The organism is Nocardia huaxiensis, assembly GCF_013744875.1.
In the GTDB taxonomy this organism is placed as follows: domain Bacteria; phylum Actinomycetota; class Actinomycetes; order Mycobacteriales; family Mycobacteriaceae; genus Nocardia; species Nocardia huaxiensis.
Genome location: NZ_CP059399.1, coordinates 2,097,544 through 2,123,530 on the forward strand (window position 1 = coordinate 2,097,544; position 25,987 = coordinate 2,123,530).

Annotated in this window: 3 protein-coding genes (1 of these 3 cut by a window edge); 1 reads left to right on the forward strand and 2 read right to left on the reverse strand. The window is 69.7% G+C overall.

The features are described from left to right. A protein-coding gene (locus H0264_RS09315; RefSeq protein ID WP_181583592.1) for a non-ribosomal peptide synthase/polyketide synthase crosses the window boundary here: on the forward strand, nucleotides 1-25,374 show its 3' portion. 19,185 nt of this gene lie to the left of the window's left edge; only the last 25,374 of its 44,559 coding nucleotides appear in the window; the start codon falls outside the window, past its left edge; its stop codon occupies nucleotides 25,372-25,374. Here H0264_RS09315 and H0264_RS09320 read toward each other — a convergent pair. Then, the gene (locus H0264_RS09320) at nucleotides 25,371-25,730 is read right to left on the reverse strand and encodes a hypothetical protein (RefSeq protein ID WP_181583593.1); all 360 of its coding nucleotides are present in this window, start codon (nucleotides 25,728-25,730) and stop codon (nucleotides 25,371-25,373) included. The genes H0264_RS09315 and H0264_RS09320 overlap by 4 nt on opposite strands. Continuing rightward, nucleotides 25,727-25,984, reverse strand: coding sequence for a helix-turn-helix domain-containing protein (locus H0264_RS39300; RefSeq protein WP_181583594.1), 258 nt, complete (start codon nucleotides 25,982-25,984; stop codon nucleotides 25,727-25,729). The genes H0264_RS09320 and H0264_RS39300 overlap by 4 nt, the downstream gene beginning before the upstream one ends. Nucleotides 25,985-25,987 lie beyond the last annotated feature (3 nt).

Genomic DNA, 25,987 nt, shown 5'->3' on the forward strand with positions numbered 1-25,987 from the left:
GCCGGCGCGGTCTCGCTGGTGTCGTATGTGGTTGCCACGCCGGGCCATTCGATCGATGTCGCGGCCGTGACCGCGCACGTCGAGGCGCGGCTGCCCGCGTACATGGTGCCGTCCTCGGTCATGATCATCGACCGGGTGCCGCTGACGCCGGTCGGCAAGCTGGACCGCAAGGCCCTGCCCGAGCCGGTGTTCGCGACCGAGGTCGTGTTCCGGGCCGCGCGCAATACCGTCGAGCAGACCATTGCCGAGGTGTTCGCCGAGGTGCTCGGCCTGGAGCGGGTCGGCATCGACGATTCGTTCTTCGCGCTGGGCGGTGACTCCATCGTCTCCATTCAGCTGGTGTCGCGGGCCAAGGCACGCGGGATCGTGTTCAGCCCGCGCGACGTGTTCGAGCAGCGGACCGTGTCCGGGCTCGCCGCCGTCGCGGAAACCGCTGACACGCAGAGCGATTCGGCTCCGCAGCTGACCGAGCTGCCGGGCGGCGGCGTGGGTGTCATGCCGCTGACGCCGGTGGTGCGGTTCATGGTGGAGCGGCCGGGCTCGTTCGGCCGGTTCAACCAGACCATGGCCCTGGAACTGCCGATCGGCATCGACCGGGCCGGCATCGCCGCCACGGTCGGCGCGGTCATCGACCGGCACGACATGCTGCGCGCCCGCCTGCGGCGCGTGCCCGGCGCGGACTGGGTCGTCGAGACCGTCGCGCCCGGCACCGTGGACGCCGACGCGCTCATCGACCGCTACGAGTTCGATCCGGCCGTGAGCGATGACGAGCTGGTCGGAATCGCCTCGGCCGCACTGGATGCCACGCTGGACAAGCTGGATCCGGCTGCGGGCGTGGTCATCCGGTTCGCCTGGCTGGAGCCCGGTGACGCTTCGCGCGCCGGTCGCCTGATCGTCGCCGCGCACCACCTCGTGGTCGACGGCGTCACCTGGCGCATCCTGGTGCCGGACTTCGTCGCCGCGTGGGGCCAGATCGCCTCCGGGCAGACCCCCGAGCTGGTCGCCCCCGCGACCAGTATGCGCACCTGGGCGCACGCCCTCGAGCGTGAGGCAGCCACCGACGACCGCGTTGCCGAACTCGACTTCTGGCGTGGCGTGGTCGAAGGTCCGGACCCGCTGCTCACCGAGCGGCCCATGGATCCGGCCGTGGACGTGACCGCCGTCATCGAGAAGCATCGCGTCGAGCTGCCCGCCGAGGTCACCAAGGCGCTGCTCACCACCGTGCCCGCGCTGTTCCACGGTGGCGTCAATGACGGTCTGCTGACCGCGCTGGCCCTGGCCGTCGCGAAGTGGCGCTCCGACAAGGGAATCGCGGCGGGGGAGAAGTCTGCCCTCGTCCGTCTGGAAGGCCACGGCCGCGAGGAAGAGGTCGTGCCCGGCGCCGACCTGTCCCGCACGGTCGGCTGGTTCACCGCCATCTTCCCGGTGCGCTTCGACCTCGCCGAGATCGACGTGGACGCCGCCCTCACCGGCGGCCCGGCCATGGGCCGCGCCATCAAGGCCGTCAAGGAGCAGCTGCTCGCGGTGCCGGACAAGGGCATCGGCTATGGCCTGCTGCGCTACCTGAACCAGGCCACCGCCGACCGGCTGCCCAAGCAGCTGCCCGGCCAGGTCAGCTTCAACTACCTGGGTCGCGTCAACGAGGGCGATGTGCCGGACGCGCTGCGCGGCTTCGGCTGGATCCCCGCCGCGGAGCTGGGCAACCTCGGTGGCGCCTACGACGGTGACATGCCCGCCATGGCTCCGATCGACATCAATGCCATCGTGGTCGGCGACAAGCTCACCGCGAACATCGGCTACCCGAGCACGCTGCTCAGCGCCGCCGAGGTGGCCGAGTTCGCCGCGCTGTGGACCTCGGCGCTGGAAGCCGTTGCGCACCATGCGGAATCGGCGCAGGCGGGCGGGCACACCCCGTCCGACTTCGGCCTCGTCAAGATCACCCAGCGCGATATCGACGGCTGGGAACAGCGTTTCGGCGGGCTCGCCCAGGTGTGGCCGCTGTCCGCGCTGCAGGCCGGTCTGCTCTTCCACGCCCAGCTGGCCGCCACCTCGGTGGACGTGTACACCGCGCAGGCGGTGCTCACCCTCGAGGGCCGCGTCGACGGCGACCGCCTCGCCGCGGCCGCGCAGGCGCTGCTGGACCGCCACGAAATCCTGCGCACCGCCTACGTTTCCGACGCCTCGGGCGTGCCGGTGCAGGTGGTCGTGGACGGCGTGCGCGCCGCCTTCATCCAGCACGATGTGAGCGGCCTGGCCGATGCCGGGGCCCGCGCCGCCGCGGCCGAGCAGCTCATCGCCGCCGACCGCGTGCAGCGCTTCGACCTCACCGAACCGCCGCTCATCCGATTCACCCTGGTGCGGGTGGACGAGGGCCGCTGGTCGCTGGCCGTGGCCAACCACCACATCCTGCTCGACGGCTGGTCCATGCCGCTGCTCATGCAGGACCTGCTGGTGCTCTACGCCACGCACTCCGACACCAGCATGCTGCCGCCGGTGCGCTCCTACCGCTACTTCCTGGAATGGGTTGCGCAGCAGGACCGTTCGGCTTCGATCGCCGCCTGGCAGCAGTCGCTGCGCGGGGTGTCCGAGCCGACGCTGCTCACCCGTCCGGATGCCGGGCGCGAGATCACCGCACTGTCCGGCGAGTACTTCTTCGACCTGGACGAGGCCGCCACCGCCAAGCTCACCGGGCTGGCCGCGGAACTCGGCGTCACGCCGAACACCGTGCTTCAGGTGGCATGGGGCATTCTGCTCGGCCGTCTGACCGGCCGCGACGACGTGCTGTTCGGCACCACCGTGTCCGGTCGCCCGGCGCAGCTGTCCGGCGTCGAGTCCATGGTGGGTCTGTTCATCAACACCGTGCCGGTGCGGGTCGCCTTCGACCCGGCCGAGTCGGCGCACTCGCTGCTCACCCGCACCCAGGGTGAGCAGGCCGACCTGCTGGACCACCACTATGTGGGCCTGGCCGACATCCAGTCGGCCGCCGGCATCGGCGGGCTGTTCGACACCCTCGTGGTGTTCGAGTCGTATCCGGTTGACGCCGAAGGCATTCGGGCGCAGGCCGCGGATATCGACGGCATGGCCGTGACCGGTCTGGACGCCGCCGACGCCACGCACTACCCGCTGACCCTCATCGCCCAGCTCGACACCCGCCTGCGCATTCGCGCCGGATACCTGCGCGACCTGTTCGACGAGGACACCGTGCGCCGCATCGCGGATCGCCTGGTGCGGGTGCTCACCGCCATCACCACCGAACCCGCTGCGGCCGTGGGCGATATCGAGCTCCTGGATGCCGCAGAGCGCACCCAGGTCGTGTCGGCGTGGAACGAGACCACCTTCGATGTGGGCGCGATCGTCGCCGAGCGCACCGACGCCTCGAACGTCCCGGCGGCGGAAACGCTTGTCGCGCTGTTCGAATCGCAGGTCGAGCGGACGCCCGATGCCATCGCGGTCTCCTTCGAGGGGACAAGTCTGTCCTACGCCGAGTTCGCCGACCAGGTGCATCGCCTGGCGCGCTGGCTCGTCGAGCGCGGTGTGGGCGCGGAATCGTTCGTGGCGCTGGGCATGCGCCGCTCCATCGACCTGGTCGTGGGCATGTACGCCGTGACCGTGGCCGGTGGCGCGTATGTGCCGCTGGATCCGGATCATCCGGCCGAGCGCACCGAATACATTCTGGCCACCGCCGATCCGGTGACCGTGCTGACCTCCGGTGACGATCTGCCGATCAATACCGCGCAGGTGCGCATCGACCTGCTGGATCTGGCCAGCTACTCGGGCGCGCCGTTGACCGACGCGGAACGCCGTGTGCCGCTGCGGGAATCGAACAACGCCTACGTCATCTTCACCTCCGGGTCCACCGGCCGCCCGAAGGGTGTGGCGGTGCCGCATTCGGCGATCGTCAACCGCCTGGTGTGGATGCAGGCCGCGTACGGGCTCAATGCCGAAGACGTTGTGCTGCAGAAGACTCCGGCGACCTTTGACGTGTCGGTGTGGGAGTTCTTCTGGCCGTTGCAGATCGGCGCGACGCTGGTCGTCGCGAAGCCGGATGGGCACCGGGATCCGTTGTACCTGGCCGAGCTCATCGCCCGCGAGGGTGTGACGGTCACCCACTTCGTGCCGTCCATGCTGGCCGTGTTCGTCGCGGAACAGGCTGCCGCACAGTGCACCAGCTTGCGGATGGTGTTCGCCTCCGGTGAGGCGCTGTCGCCCAAGCCCGCGCACAAGCTGCGCGAGCTGACCGGTGCGGAGCTGCACAACCTCTACGGTCCGACCGAAGCCGCCGTCGACGTCACCTACCACCAGGTCGTGGACGCCGACATCGACACGGTGCCGATCGGCCGCCCGGTGTTCAACACCCAGGTGTACGTGCTGGATTCGCGTCTGCGCCCGGTCCCGGTGGGTGTCGCGGGTGAGCTCTACCTCGCGGGCGATCAGCTCGCCACCGGGTACGTGGCGCGCCCCGACCTCACCTCGGATCGCTTCGTGGCCAACCCCTTCGGCACCGGCGTGCGCATGTACCGGACCGGTGACCTGGTGGCCTGGAACGCCGACGGCGAGATCGACTACATCGGCCGCACCGACTTCCAGGTGAAGCTGCGCGGTCTGCGCATCGAGCTCGGCGAGATCGAAACCGCGCTGACCACACTGGATTCCATCGCCCAGTCGGTGGTCGTGGTCCGCAATGACGCGCACACCGGCGATCAGCTGGTCGGCTACGTGGTGCCCGCCCCGGGCCGCACGGTCGACGCCGACGCGGTGCGCGCGGAGCTCGGCGACAGCCTGCCCGCGTACATGGTGCCGTCGGTGCTGCTGGTGCTCGACGAGTTCCCGCTCAATGCCTCCGGCAAGCTGGATCGCAAGGCGCTGCCCGCGCCGGTGTTCGAGGCCGCGGTCTTCCGTGCCCCGGCCACCCCGGTCGAGCAGATCGTGGCCGGCGTCTTCGGCGAGATCCTCGGCCTCGAGCGGGTCGGCCTGGACGACGACTTCTTCGCCCTCGGCGGCAACTCGCTCATCGCCACCCAGGTGGCGGCGCGCCTGTCCGCCGCGCTGGACACCCAGCTGGGCGTGCGGGAGATCTTCGAGGCTTCCACCGTCGCCGCGCTGGCGGCGCGCGCCGAATCCCATGCGGGCGCCGGCAAGCGTCAGGCGCTGACGGCGCAGGAGCGCCCCGAGCACCTGCCGCTATCCCTGGCGCAGCAGCGCATGTGGTTCCTCAACCGCTTCGATCCCGAATCGGCCGTGGACAACATTCCCGCCGCCGTGCGCCTCTCGGGTCTGGTGGATCGCCAGGCCCTGCAGATCGCCGTCGCCGACGTGCTGGCGCGGCACGAGTCGCTGCGCACCCGGTACCCCGAGATCGACGGTCGCGCCCACCAGGAGATCGTCCCCACCAGCCAGGTCATTCCGGACCTGACGCCGGTGGACGTCACCGAAGCCGAACTGCCGCAGGCGCTTTCGGACGTGGTGCGGACCGCGTTCGACGTGACCAGCGAGGTGCCGTTCCGGGCCCGCCTGTTCGAGGTGAGCCCCACCGAGCATGTGCTCGCGCTGGTGGTGCACCACATCTCCGGTGACGGCTTCTCCATGGGCCCGCTCACCCGGGATGTCATGACCGCCTACGGCGCACGCGTCGAGGGCGGCGAACCCGGCTGGCAGCCGCTGGAAGTCCAGTACGCCGACTACGCGCTGTGGCAGCGCGAAGTGCTCGGCGACGAGAAGGACTCCGAATCGGTTATCGCGCAGCAGATCTCCTACTGGCGGGAGGCGCTGCGCGGCCTGCCCGACCAGCTGGACCTGCCCTCGGATCGGCCGCGTCCGGCGGTCGCCTCCGGGCGGGGTGCGACGCACGTCTTCGACATCGACGGCGAAACCCACGGCAAGCTGGCCGAATTGGCCCGCAGCCGGGGCACCACCCTGTTCATGGTGGCGCACGGCGCGCTCGCGGTGCTGCTGTCGCGCCTGTCCGGTGAATCGGATATCGCCATCGGCACCCCGGTCGCCGGTCGTGGCGAACGGGCCCTCGACGACCTCATCGGCATGTTCGTGAACACGCTGGTGCTGCGCACCGAGATCGACGGCGGCACCAGCTTCGCCGAGCTGCTGGAATCGGTGCGCGCCACCGACATCCAGGCCTTCGGCCACGCCGATCTGCCGTTCGAGCGCCTGGTGGAGATCCTCAACCCGGCGCGCTCGCAGGCGCGGCACCCGCTGTTCCAGGTCATGCTGTCGTTCCAGAACCACGGCGTGAGCGAACTGGAACTGCCGGGCCTCACCGTGAGCGGCGTCGACCTCCCGCTCGACACCGCCAAGTTCGACCTGCAACTGGTGCTCACCGAGCGCGCGGGCGTCGCCGACGCCACCGGCAACGGGCACGGCGGCGCACCGGCGGGCTTCACCGCCGAACTCATCTACGCCACCGATCTGTTCGACGCCGGCACCATGCGGCTGTTCGCACAGCGGTTCACCCGCCTGCTGGAAGCCATTGCGGCCGAACCGAACCGGGCCGTGGGCGATATCGCGCTGCTGGACGCCGACGAGCGGGCACAGGTCGTCTCCGGCTGGAACGACACCGAACACAATGTGGGCGGCGTGCTCGCGGCACTCACCCGGGGCGTGGCCCCGCTGGACGCCGAACCCGTCACCCGCACCGGCGATTCGGCGAACACGCTGGTCGCCCTGTTCGAGGCGCAGGCCGCGCGGACGCCCGACGCGACCGCCCTCACGTTCGAGGGGACAGGTCTGTCCTACGGCGAGTTCGCCGGGCGCGTGCACCAGCTGGCCCGCAAGCTCGTCGAGGCCGGAGTCGGCCCGGAGAGCATGGTGGCCCTGGGCATTCGCCGCTCGCTCGACCTGCTCGTCGCCATGTACGCGGTGGTCGAGGCCGGTGGCGCGTACGTGCCGCTGGACTTGGACCAGCCCGCCGACCGTGTTGCCTATGTGCTCGACACCGCCAACCCGGTGTGCGTGCTGACCACTGCGCGTGATGGGTTCGAAGACCCCCGTCATCCCGGCGCGCTTGTTGGCCGGGATCCATTGCAGTCGGATGATGTCGTTGTCAGTGTGGATCCCGGCCAAAAGCATGCCGGGATGACGGAAGTGGTGCGCATCGATGAGCTGGAGCTGTCGGCATACTCCGACGCACCGCTGACGGATGCGGATCGTCTTGCGCCGCTGCGTGGCTCGAACACGGCGTATGTGATCTTCACGTCCGGTTCGACCGGCAAGCCGAAGGGCGTGGCGGTGAGTCACGCAGCGATCGTGAACCGGCTCGTCTGGATGCAGGCGGAGTACGGGCTCACCGTCGACGATGTGGTGTTGCAGAAGACTCCGGCGACCTTCGACGTGTCGGTGTGGGAGTTCTTCTGGCCGTTGCAGATCGGTGCGCGCCTGGTCATCGCCAAGCCCGAGGGGCATCGCGATCCGGTGTACCTGGCGGAGCTCATCGCCAGCGAAGGCATTACGACCGCGCACTTCGTGCCGTCCATGATGGCCGTATTCGTCGCTGAGGCTGCTGCCGCCGCATGCACCAGCCTGCGAATGGTTTTCGCCTCCGGTGAGGCGCTGCCCGCGCCGACCGCGCAGAAGCTGCGCGCACTCACCGGCGCCGCGCTGCACAACCTGTACGGTCCGACCGAAGCGGCCGTCGACGTCACCTATCACGAGGTGACCGATGCCGACGTCGACACCGTGCCGATCGGCGCCCCGGTGTTCAACACCCAGGTCTACGTGCTGGATTCGCGTCTGCACCCGGTCGCCCCGGGTATGGCGGGTGAGCTCTACCTGGCGGGCGTGCAGCTGGCCACCGCCTACGTGGAGCGCCCCGACCTCACCGCGGATCGCTTCGTAGCCAACCCGTTCACCCCGGGCGAGCGCATGTACCGCACCGGTGACCTGGTGGTCTGGACCGCCGCCGGCGAACTGGAGTACCTGGGCCGCACCGACTTCCAGGTCAAACTGCGCGGCCTGCGCATCGAGCTCGGCGAGATCGAGGCCGCCCTCACCGCCCACGACTCCATCGCCCAGGCAGTCGTGGTCCTGCGCTCCGCCCCCCACACAGGCGACCACCTGGTCGCCTACCTCGTTGGTGCGCTTGGGCAGTCTGCGCCAGGGGCGCAGGGTGGGCAAGCGCAGAACCCCGCAGCGGCGAGCGTCCTCGACACAGCCGAGCTGAAGTCCGCACTGGCAGCAACCCTCCCGTCCTACATGGTCCCGTCCGCCTTCGTAGTCCTGGACGCCCTGCCCCTGAACGCCAACGGCAAGCTGGACCGAAAAGCCCTCCCGGACCCGGAATTCGCAGCCCGCGAATTCCGCGCCCCCACCACCGCCGCCGAGGAGATCGTCGCGACCGTCTTCGCCGAGGTACTCGGCCTGGACTCCCCGATCGGCGCCGACGACGACTTCTTCGAGCTCGGCGGCAACTCGCTAATCGCCACCCAGGTGGTCGCCCGCCTGGGCGCGGCCCTCGACACCCGCGTGCCCGTGCGCACCCTGTTCGACGCCCCGACCGTCGCCACCCTGGCCGCCCGCGTGGCAGCGCAGGCCGGCACCGGCGCACGCCGCGAACTGGTGGCGCAGGAGCGTCCGGCGGAGATCCCCCTGTCGCTGGCACAGCAGCGCATGTGGTTCCTCAACCGCTTCGACACCGCCTCGGCCGTCAACAACATCCCGCTTGCCGTCCGCCTCACCGGCGAATTGGATGTGGACGCCCTGCTGGCCGCCGTCGGCGACGTGCTCGACCGGCACGAGGTGCTGCGCACCGTCTACCCGGAGAACGCGGAAGGCCGTGGCGTGCAGGTGATCCTGCCCGCCGACCAGGTCCGCCTGGGCTTCGGCCTCGCCGGTGCTCAGCGTGACACCGTGCCGAACGGCACGGATAGCACGCCGAACGGAACTCTCGCAGAGCCGGACGGCGCAGTGCGCGCCACCGGCCTGGCGGCCACCGATGTCACCGAGGCCGAACTGCGCGACCGCGTCGCCGAGCTGGTGCTCACCGGCTTCGACGTGACCGCGGCGGTTCCGGTGCGCGCCGGGCTGTTCCGGGTCACCGATGCCGAACAGCCCACGCACGTCCTGGTTTTCGTGGTGCACCACATCTCCGGTGACGGCTGGTCGGTCGGCCCGCTGTCCCGCGATGTGATGGTGGCCTACGCGGCTCGCGCCAATGGTGTTGCGCCGCAGTGGGCTCCGCTGCCGGTGCAGTACGCCGACTTCGCGCTGTGGCAGCGCGAGACCCTCGGTTCCGAGGAGGACGCCGAGTCGCTCATCGCGCAGCAGGTGGCGTACTGGTCGGACAGCCTGGCCGGGCTGCCGGACCAGATCGACCTGCCGTCGGATCGCCCGCGGCCGGCCGTGGCCTCCAACCGCGGTGGCGTGCACGAGTTCTCGATCGACGCCGAGCTGCTGGCCGGGTTGAACGAGCTGGCACGTGAGCACAATGCCTCGCTGTTCATGGTCGTGCACGCGGCCTTCGCGGCGCTGCTGGCTCGCCTGTCCGGCGGCGACGACATCGCCATCGGCACCGCCGTCGCGGGTCGTGGCGAGGCCGTGCTGGACGATGCCATCGGCATGTTCGTGAACACGCTGGTGCTGCGCACCGCCGTGGACTCGGGCGCGGAATTCCGTGAGCTGCTGGCGAACACCAAGGACACCGACCTGGCCGCCTTCGGCCACGCCGATCTGCCGTTCGAGCGCCTGGTGGAGATCCTCAACCCGGCGCGCTCGCAGGCGCGGCACCCGCTGTTCCAGGTCATGCTGTCGTTCCAGAACACCGGCCCGGCGTCCTTCGCCCTGCCGAACCTGGAGGTCGCCGGTGTGCCGCTGGACGTGGTCACCGCCAAGTTCGATCTGCACCTGAACCTGACCGAGCAGGCCGACGCGGACGGCATGACCGCCGAATTCGCCTACGCCACCGATATTTTCGATGCCGGTACGATCGCGGGCTTCGCGCGGCGCCTGGTTCGCATGTTGACCGCCGTGGTCGCCGATTCGACCTCGGTCGTCGGTGATATCGAGCTGCTGGACGAGGCCGAGCGCCGCACCGTGCTGCGCAACTGGAATGCCACCGAATACGACGTGACCCGAGTCGCGCTGGGCGGCAAGAAGTCCGCCGCCGCCGTGACGCTGGCTTCCATGTTCGCGGCGCAGGCCGCACAGACCCCCGACGCCATCGCCGTGGTGTTCGAGGGGACAGCTCTGTCCTACGGCGAGTTCGCCGCACGCGTGCACCGGCTGGCCCGCCACCTGATCGCACAGGGCGTCGGCCCGGATTCCCTTGTTGCCCTGGGCATGCGCCGCTCCATCGATCTGGTGGTCGGCATGTACGCGGTGATCGCGGCGGGCGGCGCGTACGTGCCGCTGGATCCGGATCACCCGGAGGAGCGCAACGGTTACGTCCTCGATATCGCGCGGCCCGCGGCCGTACTCACCACCGCGCGTGATGGTTTCGCCGCCGCGAATGCGCTGCTGATCGACGAGCTCGAACTGTCGGCGTACTCGGACGCCCCGATCACCGACGCGGATCGCATCGCACCGCTGCGCGAGGGCAATACGGCGTACGTGATCTTCACGTCCGGTTCGACCGGCCGTCCGAAGGGTGTGGCGGTCAGCCACGCGGCCATCGTCAACCGTCTCGTCTGGATGCAGACCGAGTACAACCTGTGGGACGACGATGTCGTGCTGCAGAAGACGCCCGCCACCTTCGACGTGTCGGTGTGGGAGTTCTTCTGGCCCTTGCAGATCGGTGCGTCGCTGGTTGTCGCGAAGCCGGACGGCCACCGCGATCCCGCGTATCTGGCGGAGCTCATCGTCGAGCACGGCGTCACCACCACGCACTTCGTGCCGTCCATGCTCTCGGTGTTCGTGGCCGAGCAGAAGGCCGCGCAATGCGTCTCGCTGCAAAGGGTTTTCGCCTCCGGTGAAGCGCTGCCCGCGCCCACCGCGCAGAAGCTCGTGGAGCTGACCGGTGCGAGCCTGCACAACCTGTACGGCCCCACCGAAGCCGCGGTCGACGTCACCTATCACGAGGTCACCCCGGCCGACACCGTCTCTGTGCCGATCGGCGCCCCGGTGTTCAACACCCGTGTGTACGTGCTGGATTCACGTCTGCACCCGGTCGCCCCGGGTGTCGCGGGTGAGCTCTACCTGTCCGGCGTGCAGCTGGCGCGCGGCTATGTCGCCCGCCCCGAACTGACCGCGGACCGCTTCGTCGCCGACCCGTTCCACGACGGCGAGCGCATGTACCGCACCGGCGACCTGGTGAAGTGGACCGGCGCGGGTGAGCTGGAGTACTTGGGCCGCACCGACTTCCAGGTGAAGCTGCGTGGTCTGCGCATCGAGCTCGGCGAGATCGAGGCCGCGCTCACCGCCGTCGAATCCATCGCCCAGTCGGTGGTCGTGGTCCGTCACGACGAGCGCCTCGGCGATCAGCTGGTCGGCTATGTCATCCCGGCCGCCGGTCACACCGTGGACCTCGACGCCGTGCGCGCCGAACTGTCCGACGGGCTGCCCGGCTACATGGTCCCGGCCGCCTACGTGGTGCTGGATGCCTTCCCGCTCAACGCTTCCGGCAAGCTCGACCGCAAGCAGCTGCCCGCGCCGGTGTTCGAGGCCAAGGTGTTCCGCGCCCCCGTCACCCCGATCGAGGAGATCGTGGCGGGAACCTTCTCCGATGTGCTCGGCGTCGGCCGTGTCGGCGTCGACGACGACTTCTTCGAACTCGGCGGCAACTCGCTCATCGCCACCCAGGTGACCGCGCGCATCGGCGCGGCCCTGGACATCCAGCTGACCGTGCGCGATCTGTTCGAGGCGTCCACCGTCGCGGCCCTGGCCGCGCGCGCTGAACACCGCAGCGGCTCCGGCCGGACCCGTCCGCGCCTGGTCGCGGGGGAGCGGCCGGAGATCCTGCCGCTGTCCCCGGCGCAGCAGCGCTACTGGTTCCTCAACCAGTTCGACACCAGCACCTCGGCGGTGGACAACATTCCGCTCGCGGTGCGGCTCGTCGGCGCGCTCGACCTGACCGCCATGGAAGAGGCCATCGGCGACGTGGTCTCGCGGCACGAGGTGCTGCGCACGGTCTACCCGCGCTCGGCCGAAGGCCCGCACCAGGTCATCCTGCCCGCCTCCCAGGCCGATGTGGCCCTGGTGCCCGAGGCGGTCGCAGAGGAGGGACTACTAGCCAAGGTCATCGAATTCGCCATGACCACCTTCGACGTCACCGTCGAAGTTCCCCTGGCGGTCAAGCTCTTCCGCATCAGCGACAGCGAGCATGAAGAGCACGTCCTGGCTTTCACCGTCCACCACGTCTCCGCCGACGGCTCCTCCATGGGCCCGATGGCGCGCGACATCATGGCCGCCTACATGGCGCGCGTGAACGGTGAAGCGCCGCAGTGGGCTCCGCTGCCGGTGCAGTACGCCGACTACGCGCTGTGGCAGCGCGCGGTCCTCGGCTCCGAGGACGACACCGAATCGCTGGCCGCACAGCAGGTCGCCTACTGGACCCGCGCGCTGACCGGGCTGCCGGACCAGCTGGAACTGCCCACCGACCGGCCGCGCCCGCCCGCGCAGTCGTTCCACGGCAAGGCGATTCGCTTCGATATCGACGCCGAACGGCACGCCAAGCTGCACGAGCTGGCGCGCGCCAACAATGCCTCGCTGTTCATGGTCGTGCACGCGGCCCTGGCCGTGCTGCTGGCGCGTCTGTCCGGCACCGAGGACATCGCGGTCGGCACCCCGATCGCGGGCCGTGGTGAACGCGAACTCGACGATCTGATCGGCATGTTCGTCAACACCCTGGTGTTCCGCACCCAGGTGGACGCCGGCGCGACCTTCGCCGACCTGCTCGCCGAGGTCCGCGAACGCGACCTGGAAGCCTTCGCCAATGCCGACGTGCCGTTCGAGCGCCTGGTCGAGGTGCTCAACCCGGTGCGCTCCACCGCGCGCAACCCGCTGTTCCAGGTCGGCCTGTCGTTCCAGAACCTGGCCGAGACCGCCTTCGAACTGCCCGGCCTGCATGTCAGCGCCGTCAACTTCGAATCGCAGCTGGCCAAGACCGACCTGCACGTGACGCTCTACGACCGCTACGCCGAAGACGGCACCCCGGCCGAGATCCTCACCGAATTCGGTTACGCGACAGACCTGTTCGACGAGAGCACCATCCGCTCCTTCGCCGACCGGTTCGTGCGCGTGCTCGACGCGGTCATCGCCGACGCGACGGCGACCGTGGGTGAGATCGACCTGCTCGACGAGGCCGAGAACACGCGAATCCTGAAGCAGTGGAACAACACCGCGCAGGATCTGGACGCCTTCCACCCGGGCGCCACCACGGCGACCCTGGTCTCGCTGCTGGATCGGACCGTCGCCGACGACCCGAAGGCCGTTGCCCTGGTGGCGGATTCGGCCGACGGCACCGAGACGCTGACCTACGCCGAACTCGACGCCCGCGTCAACCGCCTCGCCCGCGAGCTCATCGCGCGCGGCATCGGAACCGAAGACCGTGTGGCCCTTGCCATCCGCCGCTCGGTGGACCTGGTCGTCGCCATGTACGCGGTCGCCAAGACCGGCGCCGCCTACGTCCCGATCGACCCGGACCAGCCCGCCGACCGCACCGGCTACATCCTCGAGACCGCCGCTCCGGCCTGCGTGCTCACCACGGCACGCGACGGTTTCGACGCCGAGGACGTCACTGTTCTCCGCATCGACGAGCTCGACCTGTCGGAGTACTCGGACAAGCCGATCACCGCCGCCGAGCGGGTGCGCGAGCTGACCCCGGCCAACACGGCGTACATCATCTTCACCTCCGGTTCGACCGGCCGCCCGAAGGGTGTGGCGCTGCCGCACGCCGCGGTCGTGAACCAGTTGCTGTGGAAGATGACCGAATTCGGGCTCGACCCGGCGGATGCGGTACTCCTCAAGACCGCCGCCACCTTCGACCTGTCGGTGTGGGAGTTCTGGTCGGCCGCCGTGTGCGGTGGCCGCCTGATCATCGCCGCCCCCGACGGCCACAAGGACCCGGCCTACCTGAACGAGCTCATGGCCCGCGAATGGGTCACCACCCTGCACGTGGTGCCGTCCATGCTCGACGCGCTGCTCACCGACGGCCTCCCGGATTCGCTGTGGCGCATCCTCGCCATCGGTGAGGCCCTGCCCGGCCCGCTGGCCCAGCGCGTCCTGCGCGAGCGCCCCCGCACCGAACTGTTCAACCTGTACGGCCCCACCGAAGCCGCGGTCTCCATCACCACCCACCGCGTGAACACCGCCGACACGGTCTCGGTCTCCATCGGTTCGCCCGAATGGAATTCGCAGGTCTACGTGCTGGATTCGCGCCTGCGCCCGGTGCCCGTCGGCGTCTCCGGCGAGCTGTACCTGGCCGGCGCCCAGCTGGCCCGCGGCTACTACGCCCGCCCCGACCTCACCTCGGACCGCTTCGTCGCGAACCCCTTCGCGGACAACGGCTCCCGCATGTACCGCACCGGCGACCTGGTGGCCTGGACCGACAAGGGCGAGCTGGAATACCGAGGCCGCACCGACTTCCAGGTGAAGATCCGTGGCTTCCGCATCGAACTGGGCGATATCGAGTCCGCCCTGCTCGCCATGCCGGAGGTAGCCCAGGCCGCCGTCGTCGCGAAGTCGGACCCCCGCACCGGTGACCGCCTGGTCGCGTACCTCGTTGGTGCGCTTGGGCAGTCTGCGCCAGGGGCGCAGGGTGGGCAAGCGCAGCACCCCGCAGCGGAGAGCGTCCTCGACCCAGCCCACCTGAAGTCCGCGCTGGCGGCAACCCTCCCGTCCTACATGGTCCCGTCGGCCTTCGTAGTCCTGGACGCGCTGCCCCTGAACGCCAACGGCAAGCTGGACCGAAAAGCCCTCCCCGAACCCACCTTCGAGAAGGCGGTCTTCCGCGCCCCCGTCACCCCGATCGAACAGATCGTGGCCGGCGTCTTCGCCGAAGTCCTGCACGTCGAGGCCGGCCGCATCGGCCTGGACGACGACTTCTTCCAGTGGGGCGGCAACTCCCTGCTCGCCACCCAGGTAGCGGCCCGCCTCGGCGAGGCCCTCAACACCCGGGTCCCGGTGCGCCTGATGTTCGAGGCGTCCACCGTGTCCGCCCTCGCGGCCCGCGTGGAACACGACGCCGGCGCGGGCGGCCGCAAGGCCCTTACCGCCGCCCCGCGACCCGACCACATCCCGCTGTCGCTCGCGCAGCAGCGCATGTGGTTCCTCAACCGCTTCGACAACCAGTCCGCCGCCTACAACGTGCCGGTCGCGGTCCGCCTGTCCGGCGCGCTGGATGTGGACGCCCTGCGCGCCGCCATCACCGATGTGGTGAAGCGGCACGAAATCCTGCGCACTATCTACCCGCAGACCGAACACGGTCCGGTGCAGGTCGTGCTGCAACCGTCGCAGGCCACGCCGGAACTCGAGGTGCGGACCGTCGCGCTCGACCAGGTGACCGCCGCCGTGGTGGCGCTGACCTCCACCATCTTCGACGTCACCACCGAGGTGCCGCTGAAGGTCGTACTGTTCGAAATCGACGGCGAGGCCGGCGAATACGTGCTGGCGATGGTGGTTCACCACATCTCCGGCGACGGTTCCTCGGTTGCCCCGCTGACCCGCGACATCATGACCGCCTACGCCTCACGCTCCATGGGCAACGCCCCCGCGTGGGCCCCGCTGGCCGTGCAGTACGCGGACTACTCCATCTGGCAGCGCGAGCTGCTCGGCGACGAGAGCGACGCGGAATCCCTTGCCGCCAAGCAGGTCGCGTACTGGAAGCAGGCTCTCGCCGATCTGCCGGATCAGCTGGATCTGCCGTCCGACCGTCCGCGCCCGGCCGTGCAGTCCTTCGCCGGCGGCAAGGTCGACGTCCGCATCGACGCCGAAACCCACACGGCGCTGGTCGAATTGGCGCGCGCCGAGGGTGCGACCCTGTTCATGGTCGTGCACACCGCTCTCGCGGTCCTGCTGGCCCGCCTGTCCGGCACCGACGACATCGCCATCGGCACCCCCATGGCCGGTCGTGGCGAGGCCGTCCTCGACGACCTCATCGGCATGTTCGTCAACACGCTGGTGTTCCGCACCCAGGTCGAAGGCGGCGAAGCCTTCACCGACCTGCTCGGCCGCCAGCGCGAGACCGACATCCAGGCTTTCGCCAACGCCGACGTGCCGTTCGAGCGGCTCGTCGAGGTCCTGAACCCGGTGCGTTCCACCGCCCGCCACCCGCTGTTCCAGGTGGGCCTGTCCTTCCAGAACCTGGCCATGTCCAGCCTGGAACTGCCCGGCCTGACCGTGTCGGGCCTGGACGTCGACACCGAGATCTCGCAGTTCGACCTGCATCTCATCGCCACCGACCGCTACAACGAGACGGGCGAGCCCGCCGGCATCACCGGCATCTTCACCTACGCCACCGATCTGTTCGATCGGAACACGGTGCAGGGCTTCGTGGATCGCTTCACCCGCCTGCTCGGCGAGATCATCGCCGCGCCGCGCACCGCGGTCGGCGACTTCGAACTCCTCGACGGCGCGGAGCGCGCGGAACTCCTGGAGGCCCGCAACAACACCGCGCACCAGACGGATTCGACCGCCACCCTGGCGTCGCTGCTCGAATCCACCGTGGCGACCATTCCGACCGCCGTCGCCCTGATCGGCCCGGACGGCGAGGTCCTCACCTACGCCGAACTCGGCCAGCGGGTGAACCGCCTTGCGCGACACCTGATCTCGATGGGTGTCGGCCCGGAGGCCCGGGTCGCCCTGGCGCTGCGCCGTTCGGTGGACCTCGTGGTCGCCATGTACGCGGTCTCGGTCGCGGGCGGTGCGTACGTGCCGGTCGACCCGGACCAGCCCGCCGACCGCACCGGCTACATCCTCGAGACCGCCGCCCCGGTGTGCGTGCTCACCAATGCCGAGGCCGAATTCTCGACCGAGGTCGCACCGCTGGTGCGGATGGACGAGCTGGACCTGACCGCCCTCGACGGCTCCGCCCTGTCGAACGCGGAACGGGTTGCGCCGCTGCGGCCTTCGAACACCGCGTACGTGATCTTCACGTCCGGCTCGACCGGCCGCCCGAAGGGCGTGGCACTCCCGCACGCCGCCATCGCCAACCAGTTGCAGTGGAAGACGGCCGAATTCGGCCTCGGCGCCGATGACGCGGTCCTGCTGAAGACCGCCGCCACCTTCGACCTGTCGGTCTGGGAATTCTGGTCGGCCGCGGTCTCCGGTGGCCGCCTGGTCATCGCGGCCCCCGACGGTCACCGTGATCCGGCCTACCTGAACCAGCTCATGGCCCGCGAGCAGGTCACCACCCTGCACGTGGTCCCGTCCATGCTGGACGCGCTGATCACCGAATCCGGTGGGGCGCTGACAGGTTCGCTGCGTCGCATCCTCGCCATCGGTGAGGCGCTCCCCGCGTCGGTGGCGCAGCGTTTCCGCTCCGCCAACCCGCAAGCCGCCCTGTTCAACCTGTACGGCCCGACCGAAGCGGCGGTGTCCATCACCACGCACCTGGTCACCGACGCCGACCAGGGTTCCGTCTCCATCGGTCTCCCCGAATGGAACAGCCAGGTCTACGTCCTCGACAGCCGCCTGCACCCGGTTGCCGCCGGAGTCGAAGGCGAGCTCTACCTCGCGGGCGCCCAGCTGGCCCGCGGCTACTTCGGCAGAGCCGACCTGACCGCCGACCGCTTCGTCGCGAACCCCTTCGCGACCGGCGAGCGCATGTACCGCACCGGCGACCTGGTCGCGTGGGGCACCGACGGTGAGCTGGAATACCGTGGCCGCACCGACTTCCAGGTGAAGATCCGCGGCTTCCGCATCGAACTCGGCGAAATCGAAGCGGCCCTGCTGGCCATGCCCGAGATCGCCCAAACAGCGGTGCTCGCCAAGTCCGACCCCCGCACCGGTGACCGCCTGGTGGCCTACCTCGTCGGTGCGCTTGGGCAGTCTGTGCCAGGGGCGCAGGGTGGGCAAGCGCAGAACCCCGCAGCGGCGAGCGTCATCGATGTAGCCCGCGTGAAGTCCGCGCTGGCAGCGGCCCTCCCGTCCTACATGGTCCCCTCGGCCTTCGTAGTCCTGGACGCCCTCCCGCTCAACGTGAACGGCAAGCTGGATCGAAAGGCCCTCCCGGAGCCGGAATTCGAGACAACAGCCTTCCGCGCCCCCTCGACCCCCATCGAGGAAATCGTGGCGGGCGTCTTCGCCGACATCCTCGGCGCCGACCGCGTCGGCGCGGACGACGACTTCTTCGCCCTCGGCGGCAACTCGCTGCTGGCAACACAGGTCGCCGCCCGCCTGGGCGCGGCCCTGGACACCCGTGTCCCGGTCCGCACCCTGTTCGAGGCATCGACCGTGTCCGGCCTCGCCGCCAAGGTCGAGCACTTCGCAGGCGCGGGCGACCGCAAACCGCTTGTGGCACAGGAACGCCCGGCCTCGGTCCCGCTGTCGCTGGCACAGCAGCGCATGTGGTTCCTCAACCAGTTCGACACGGCCTCGGCGGCCTACAACATCCCGGTAGCGGTCCGCCTGACCGGCGACCTGGATGTCGAAGCCCTGCAACAGGCCGTCGCCGACGTGATCGGCCGCCACGAAACCCTGCGCACCGTCTACCCGCAGGTCGACGGCGCAGCGAGCCAGGTCATCGTGACCGCCGCCCAGGCGGTCCCCGACCTGACCCCGATCGCGGTGCCCCCCACCGAGATCCAGGACCGCATCGTCGACCTGATCTCGAGCGGCTTCGACGTGACCACGGAAGTCCCGTTGCGCGCCAAGCTGTTCCGCGTGGAGGAGCCTGCCCCGGCCACCCCGGCGGACCCGTACGAGACCGGCGTCTTCGAAGCGGTCGGCCTCGATATCCTCGAGGCAGTCGAACAGGCCACCCTCCGCGCCGTGGGCGAACACCCTGCCGCGCAGAGCGTGTCGGGCGCCCGCAAGAAGCCCGCCCCGGTCGAGCACGTCCTCGTGTTCGTGGCCCACCACATCAGCGCCGACGGCTGGTCCATGGGCCCGCTCACCCGCGACGTGATGATCGCCTACGCCTCCCGCGCCGCCGGCGTGACTCCGGGCTGGGCCCCGCTGCCGGTGCAGTACGCCGACTACTCGCTGTGGCAGCGCGAAGTCCTGGGCTCCGAACAGGATCCGGAGAGCCTCATCTCCGCCCAGGCCGCCTACTGGAAGACCGCCCTCGCGGACCTCCCGGACGAACTGAACCTGCCCGCGGACCGCCCGCGCCCCATCGCGCAGTCCTTCCGCGGCGGCAAGGTGCTGTTCCCGATCAGTACCGATCTGCACGCCGGACTCCAGCGCATCGCCCGCGAGCAGAACGCGACCATGTTCATGGTCATGCACACCGCGCTCGCGGTCCTGCTCGCCCGCCTGTCGGGCACCCGGGACATCGCCATCGGCACCCCGATCGCGGGCCGCGGCGAAGCCGAACTCGACGACGTGATCGGCATGTTCGTCAACACGCTGGTGCTGCGCACCGACGTGGACGGCCAGCGCGGCTTCGCGGACCTGCTCGCCGCCGCCAAGGATTCCGACCTCAAGGCGTTCGCGCACGCCGACCTCCCGTTCGAGCGGCTGGTCGAACTGCTCAACCCGGAGCGCTCCACCGCCCGCCACCCGCTGTTCCAGGTGGCGCTGTCGTTCGAGAACCTGCCCGACAGCAGCTTCGAACTGCCCGGATTGCGCGTCGCCGCAGTCGAATTCGACGCCGAGACGGCCAAGTTCGATCTCTCGCTGACGGTTCGGGAAGCCCCGGCCGACGCCGAGGCCGGCATGTACGCCGAATTCGCCTTCGCGCGTGACCTGTTCGACGACGCCACGGTGGAATCCTTCGCACAGCGGTTCACCCGACTGCTGACCGAGATCGTGGCCCAGCCGCAGCGCCCGGTCGGCGACCTGGAGATCCTGGCGGCCGACGAGCGCGCCGACCTGCTCACCCGCACGGGTGGCGCGTCGGTCGCGCCCATGACGCTGCCGGAGATCATGACCGCCGCCGCCGAGGCCAACCCGGCCGGTGAAGCGGTGGTCTTCCAGGGCCAGGCCCTCGGCTACCAGGAACTCGACGCGGCATCCTCGCGTCTGGCGCGCATGCTCATCGAGCGTGGCGCCGGACCGGATGTGCGAGTGGCCATTGCCATTCCGCGTTCGTTCGAGTCGATCCTGGCCATCTGGGCGGTAGCCAAGTCCGGTGCGGCCTTCGTCCCGGTCGACCCGGCCTACCCGGCCGACCGCATCGCGCACATGGTCCGCGACTCCGGCGCGACACTCGGCCTCACGCTGAGTGCCGAAGCCGAGGCGCTGCCGCCGGTGGCGAGCCTGGCGGGCTGGATCTGCCTGGACGATCCGCTCGTGCACGCCGAGATCGAATCGCACTCGGCCGCACCGGTTTCCGACGCCGAACGCTGGGGTGTGATCCGTCCGGCCCACGCCGCGTACGTCATCTACACCTCCGGCTCCACCGGCCTGCCCAAGGGCGTCGTCGTCACCCACGAGGGCCTGGCGAACTTCACCCGTGAGCAGGTCGAGCGGTACCGCCTCGACACCCACTCGCGCGCACTGGCTTTCGCCTCACCGTCGTTCGACGCCTCCATCCTGGAGCTGCTGCTCGCGCTGGGTGCGGGCGGTGCGCTGGTGGTGGTGCCGCCGGGCACCTACGGTGGCGACGAACTGGGCGATCTGATCGCCCGCGAGCGCGTCAGCGTCGGCCTCATCACGCCGTCCGTGCTGGCCTCGCTCGATCCTGCGCAGCTGGCGACCATGGAAGTCATCATCGCCGGTGGTGAAGCGGTGTCGGCCGACCTGGTGGCCAAGTGGTCGGTCAACCCGGCCGGGCCGCGTCGCTTCCACAACGCCTACGGCCCGACCGAAGCCACCATCGCGACGAACATCTCCGACGCCCTGTCGCCGGAGGACACCGTCGTCATCGGTGGACCGGTGCGCGGTATGCGGGCCATGGTGCTCGATGCCCGCCTGCGGCCCGTGCCCGAGGGCGTGACCGGCGAACTCTATGTCGCCGGTGTGCAATTGGCGCGCGGCTACCACGCGCGCCCGGGTCTCACGGCCGAGCGTTTCGTGGCCGACCCGTACGGTGAGCCCGGCACGCGCCTCTACCGCACCGGTGACGTGGTGCGCTGGCGTCGCGACGCCAAGGGCAACTCCGTCGTGGAATACGTGGGCCGCAACGACTTCCAGGTGAAGGTGCGCGGTTTCCGCATCGAGCTCGGCGAAATCGATGCCGCGCTCACGGCTTTCGAGTCGGTGGACTTCGCGGTCACCGTCGGCCACAAGACCGAGGCGGGCTCGACCATCCTCGCGTCGTACGTGCTGCCGGTGGCGGGCGCGGTCGTCGATATCGCCGCGCTCACCGAGCATGTCGCCGCGCGACTGCCGGAATACATGGTGCCGACCGCCATCACGGTGCTCGACGAGATCCCGCTGACCCCGGCGGGCAAGCTCGATCGCCGGGCGCTGCCGGAGCCGGTTCTCGCCCCGCGCGAATTCCGGGCTCCCGTCAGCGATCTCGAAGCCGAGCTGGCCGAGGTGTTCGCCGAAGTGCTCGGTGTCGAACAGGTCGGCGCGGACGATTCGTTCTTCGCGCTCGGCGGCGACTCCATCCTGTCGATCCAGCTGGTGTCGCGGGCCAAGGCGCGCGGCATCCTGTTCACGCCGCGCGAGGTGTTCGAGAAGCGCAGCGTGGCCGGACTCGCCGAGGTCGCCGTGCGCGGCGGCGACGGCGAGCGGGAACTCCTCGCGGAGCTGCCGGGCGGCGGTGTCGGTGACATCCCGCTGACGCCGATCATGTCCATGTTCCTCGCGAGTGATGCGCCCTACCAGCGGTTCTCGCAGTCCATGGCCTTGCGCCTGCCGGACGGCATCGACCGGGCCACCCTGGTCGGATCGATCTCCGCGGTGTTCGACCACCACGAGCAGCTGCGCTCGCGCCTCACCGGTTCGGCTCAGCAGGGCTGGACGTTCGAAGCGCTGGAACGCGGGGCCGTCGACGTGGATGCTCTCGTGCATCGCGTCGAATTGCCCGGCGACATCAGCGATTCCGAGCTGTCGGCCGTGGCGACCGTCGAAATGGATGCCGCGCTGGGACGTTTGAACCCGGCCACCGCGTCCATGGTGCAGTTCGTGTGGTTCGCCTTCACCGGTGAGCAGATCGAGCGCAAGGATGTGCTGCTCATCGCCGGCCACCACTTCGTGGTCGACGGCGTGTCCTGGCGCATTCTGATCCCGGACCTGGCCACCGCCTGGTCGCAGATCGCCTTCGGTCAGCCGATCGCCCTGCCCGCCAATGGAACGTCCATGCGACGCTGGGCGCACGCCCTCGTCGAGGTCGCGAATTCCGAAGCGCGCGTGGCGGAACTGCCGTACTGGCAGAACGTCGTCAGCGCGCCGGATCCGCTGCTGGGCCGCCGGGCCTTCGATCCCAAGGTCGACACCTTCGCCACGCTGGACCGCGTCGAGGTGACGGTTCCGGCTCACGTGACCGAGGCCGTGCTCACCGCCATTCCGGGCCTGTACCGGGGCGGCGTGAACGACGGTCTGCTGTCGGCGCTGGCCCTGGCGGTCGCGCGCTGGCGCGGCCAGACCAGCGGCGGTTCGGCGCTGATCAAGCTCGAGGGCCACGGCCGCGAAGAGGAAATCGTCGCGGGCGCGGATCTGTCGCGCACCGTCGGCTGGTTCACCAGCGCCTACCCGGTGCGGCTGGACCTGGCCGGGGCCGACCTCGATGAAGCCTTCATCGGTGGAAAAGCCCTGGGCGACATCGTGAAATCGGTGAAGGAGCAGCTGCTCGCCGTGCCCGACAAGGGGCTCGGCTACGGCCTGCTGCGCTACCTCAACACCGAGACCGCGGCGCAGCTGCGCGGCAATACCGGCCAGATCAGCTTCAACTACCTGGGCCGGGTCTCCGCGGGCGAGGTGCCCGAGGCGCTCGCCGCGGTGGGCTGGCATCCGGTCGACGATCTGGGCCGCCTCGATGTCGACATGGATCTGGACACCCCGGCAAACGCCACCATCGATATCAATGCGCTGGTCAGCGACGGAGACGACGGCCCGCAGCTGGGCGCGTCGTTCGCCTTCCCGAAGGGTTTGCTGGACCGCGAGCAGGTCCAGGAATTCGCCGATCTGTTCGTGGCGGCGCTGACCGCGCTGGCCGCGCATGCCGCGACCGACGCCGCCGGCGGCTTCACGCCGTCGGATATGGCGCTGGTCGAGGTGACGCAGCCCGATATCGAGCTGTGGGAGCAGAACTACCCGAACATGACCGACGTGTGGCCGCTGTCGCCGCTGCAGTCCGGTCTGCTGTTCCACGCCATGCTCACGCAGAACACGGTGGACGTCTACACCATTCAGGCCGTCCTCGACCTGGGCGGCACCGTGGACACCGAGCGGCTGCACCGGGCCGCGCAGGCCATCGTGGACCGCTACGCCAGCCTGCGCACCGCCTTCGTCACCAGCGCCGACGGCCGGCCCATGCAGATCGTGCTGGAGCATGCCGAAGCGGCCTGGAAGGTCATCGACCTCACCGAACTGCCGGAGGCGGAAGCGATTTCGCGCATGCGGCAGCTCATCGACGAGGACCGGGCGCAGCACTTCGACCTGTCCGCACCGCCGCTCATGCGCTTCCTGCTCTTCCGCACGGCGGCCGAGAAGTGGAATCTCGTGATCACCACCCACCACATCCTGGTGGACGGCTGGTCCATGCCGCTGCTCATGCGCGACCTGCTCATGCTGTACGCGCTGCACGGCGATCAGTCCGCGCTGCCGCGCGCGGTCTCCTACCGGAACTACCTGGCCTGGCTGGCCGGACGGGACCGGCAGGAATCGCTGGCGGCGTGGACCCGGGCGCTGTCCGGCGTCTCCGAGCCGACCCAGCTCGCCCCGGCCCCGCGCAAGGACGAGCAGTACGAGATCGGCCGTCACGCACTGGAAATCGACGCCGAGCGCACCCGCCAGCTCACCAAGCGGGCCGGTGAACTCGGGGTCACGGTGAACACCCTGGTGCAGACGGCCTGGGCCATCCTGCTCGGCCGCCTCACCGGCCGCGGCGACGTGGTCTTCGGCGCGACGGTCTCCGGCCGTCCGGCGGATCTGCCCGGCGTGGAATCCATGGTGGGTCTGTTCATCAACACGGTGCCCGTGCGCATTCGCGTGGACGACCGCCTCACCATCGGCGGGCTGCTCGAACGCGTGCAGCGCGAACAGGCCGACCTGCTCGAGCACCACCACATCGGGCTCACCGAGATCCAGCAGTTGGCCGGCGCCGGAGCGGAATTCGACACCCTCGTGGTGTTCGAGTCCTACCCGGTGGACAAGGACGCCATCGCGGCGGCCAGCTCCATCGACGGCATGTCGGTGGCGGGCGTCGGCATGAACGACGACACCCACTACCCGCTGACCCTGGCCGTCATGGCGGGCGAGGCCATCGAAATCGGCCTGCGCTACCTGGACTCCCGGTTCACCGCCGACGAGATCGCCACCCTCGCGGCACGTTTGAACCGCGTGCTGGACGCCCTGCTCGACGAGCCCACCGGCCTGGTCGGCGACATCGACATCCTCGATGCCACCGAACGCGCCCGCATCCTCGCCGAATCCGCGGTCACCACCGGTGATTCCGCCGCGGAACCGGCCCGGGTCGGCACCCGCACCCTCGCCAATGTGCTCGCCGAAGTGGTGGAAGAGGACCCGCAGGCTCCCGCGCTGCTCTCCGGCGGCGACGAGATCGCCTACCACGTCCTGGACCGCCGCTCCTCGCAGCTGGCGCGCCTGCTCATCGACCGCGGCGCGGGCCCCGGCGACATTGTCGCCGTCGCCCTCCCGCACTCGGTCGACGCGGTCGTGGCGGCCTGGGCCATCCACAAGGCCGGCGCCGCCGTCCTGTTCGCCGACGGCCTGTCCTTCGGCGAAATCCTCGCGGCGGGAACCGGTTTCGGCATCGCCCTGGAACCGGCCGCCAGCAATGTCCGCTGGCTGGTCCCCTCCGACCCGAAGATCCAGGCCGACCTCACCGCCCGCCCGGCCCACCCGGTCTCCTACACCGACCGCGTGCGCCCCCTCACCGAATCCGACCCCGCCTTCGTCTACCGAGCCGTCGACACCACCTGGGCCACCCTCACCCAGTCCGAGGCCCTCGACCGCGCCACATCCCTGCGCACCGACAACGACATCGACTACGAATCGACCACCTTCACCACCGCGGGCACCGGCCTCCCGGCCATCCACGAATACCTCGCCTCCGCCACCGCCGGCGCCCTCTCGGTCCTCCCGACCGGAGCCCTCGCCGACGACCTCGACGAAGGCGAAGTAACCCACTGGTTCACCACCCCCGGTGAAGCGACCGACGAAGCGGCCGAAGACATCCGGATCATCACTGCCGACTAGAACCAGATTGGCGGGGGGACGATCGCAAATGCGATCGTCCCCCCGCCAACGTTGCGGACGGTGTATCTGGTGCCAGTGTCCGTGCAGATCACGTCGGCGACTTTGACCAGTGCCGATAGATCGCCAGGCTCGAAATGGTCTGTGCTGGGCGCGATGACCTCGTTGACGCATTCGGTGTAGGTGAGGTTCATCAGGCGGTTGATCAATGCGCCACCGGGCCGGGCCGGGTCGCCGTAGTACATCAGGATGACCGACCACCCGCATTCGGCGGCGAGCGCGTGGATGCGTGACTCGTCCTGGTGCCGCGCCGCGCCCGACACGTCAGGCCGTAGGAAGCCGATCACGTAGTTGGTCATGGCCGTGTCCTTGCGTATGCGCGGTAAACCGGCCGAGTCATCGCGAGGCGGCCTCGATCGGTACAACGCCACCGCGCAGGGCCTTGCAAAGTACTCATCGCCAGCCCAGTCCGTGACAGCCGCAGCAGCGCCCGGTGGATCGAGGTCTCGGGCAGCCCGGTCGTGTGGCAGATCTGACGCACGGTCAGTGCTTGAACAGAGTCCAGGATCGACAGTGCCCCAAGGACTTTGACTTCGGGCTCGGTGAACGCCATCGT

Bases quoted from the DNA above. Each gene is read 5' to 3' on its own strand.
- H0264_RS39300 (WP_181583594.1), bottom strand. From the start codon at position 25,984: ATGGCGTTCACCGAGCCCGAAGTCAAAGTCCTTGGGGCACTGTCGATC.
- H0264_RS09320 (WP_181583593.1), bottom strand. From the start codon at position 25,730: ATGACCAACTACGTGATCGGCTTCCTACGGCCTGACGTGTCGGGCGCG.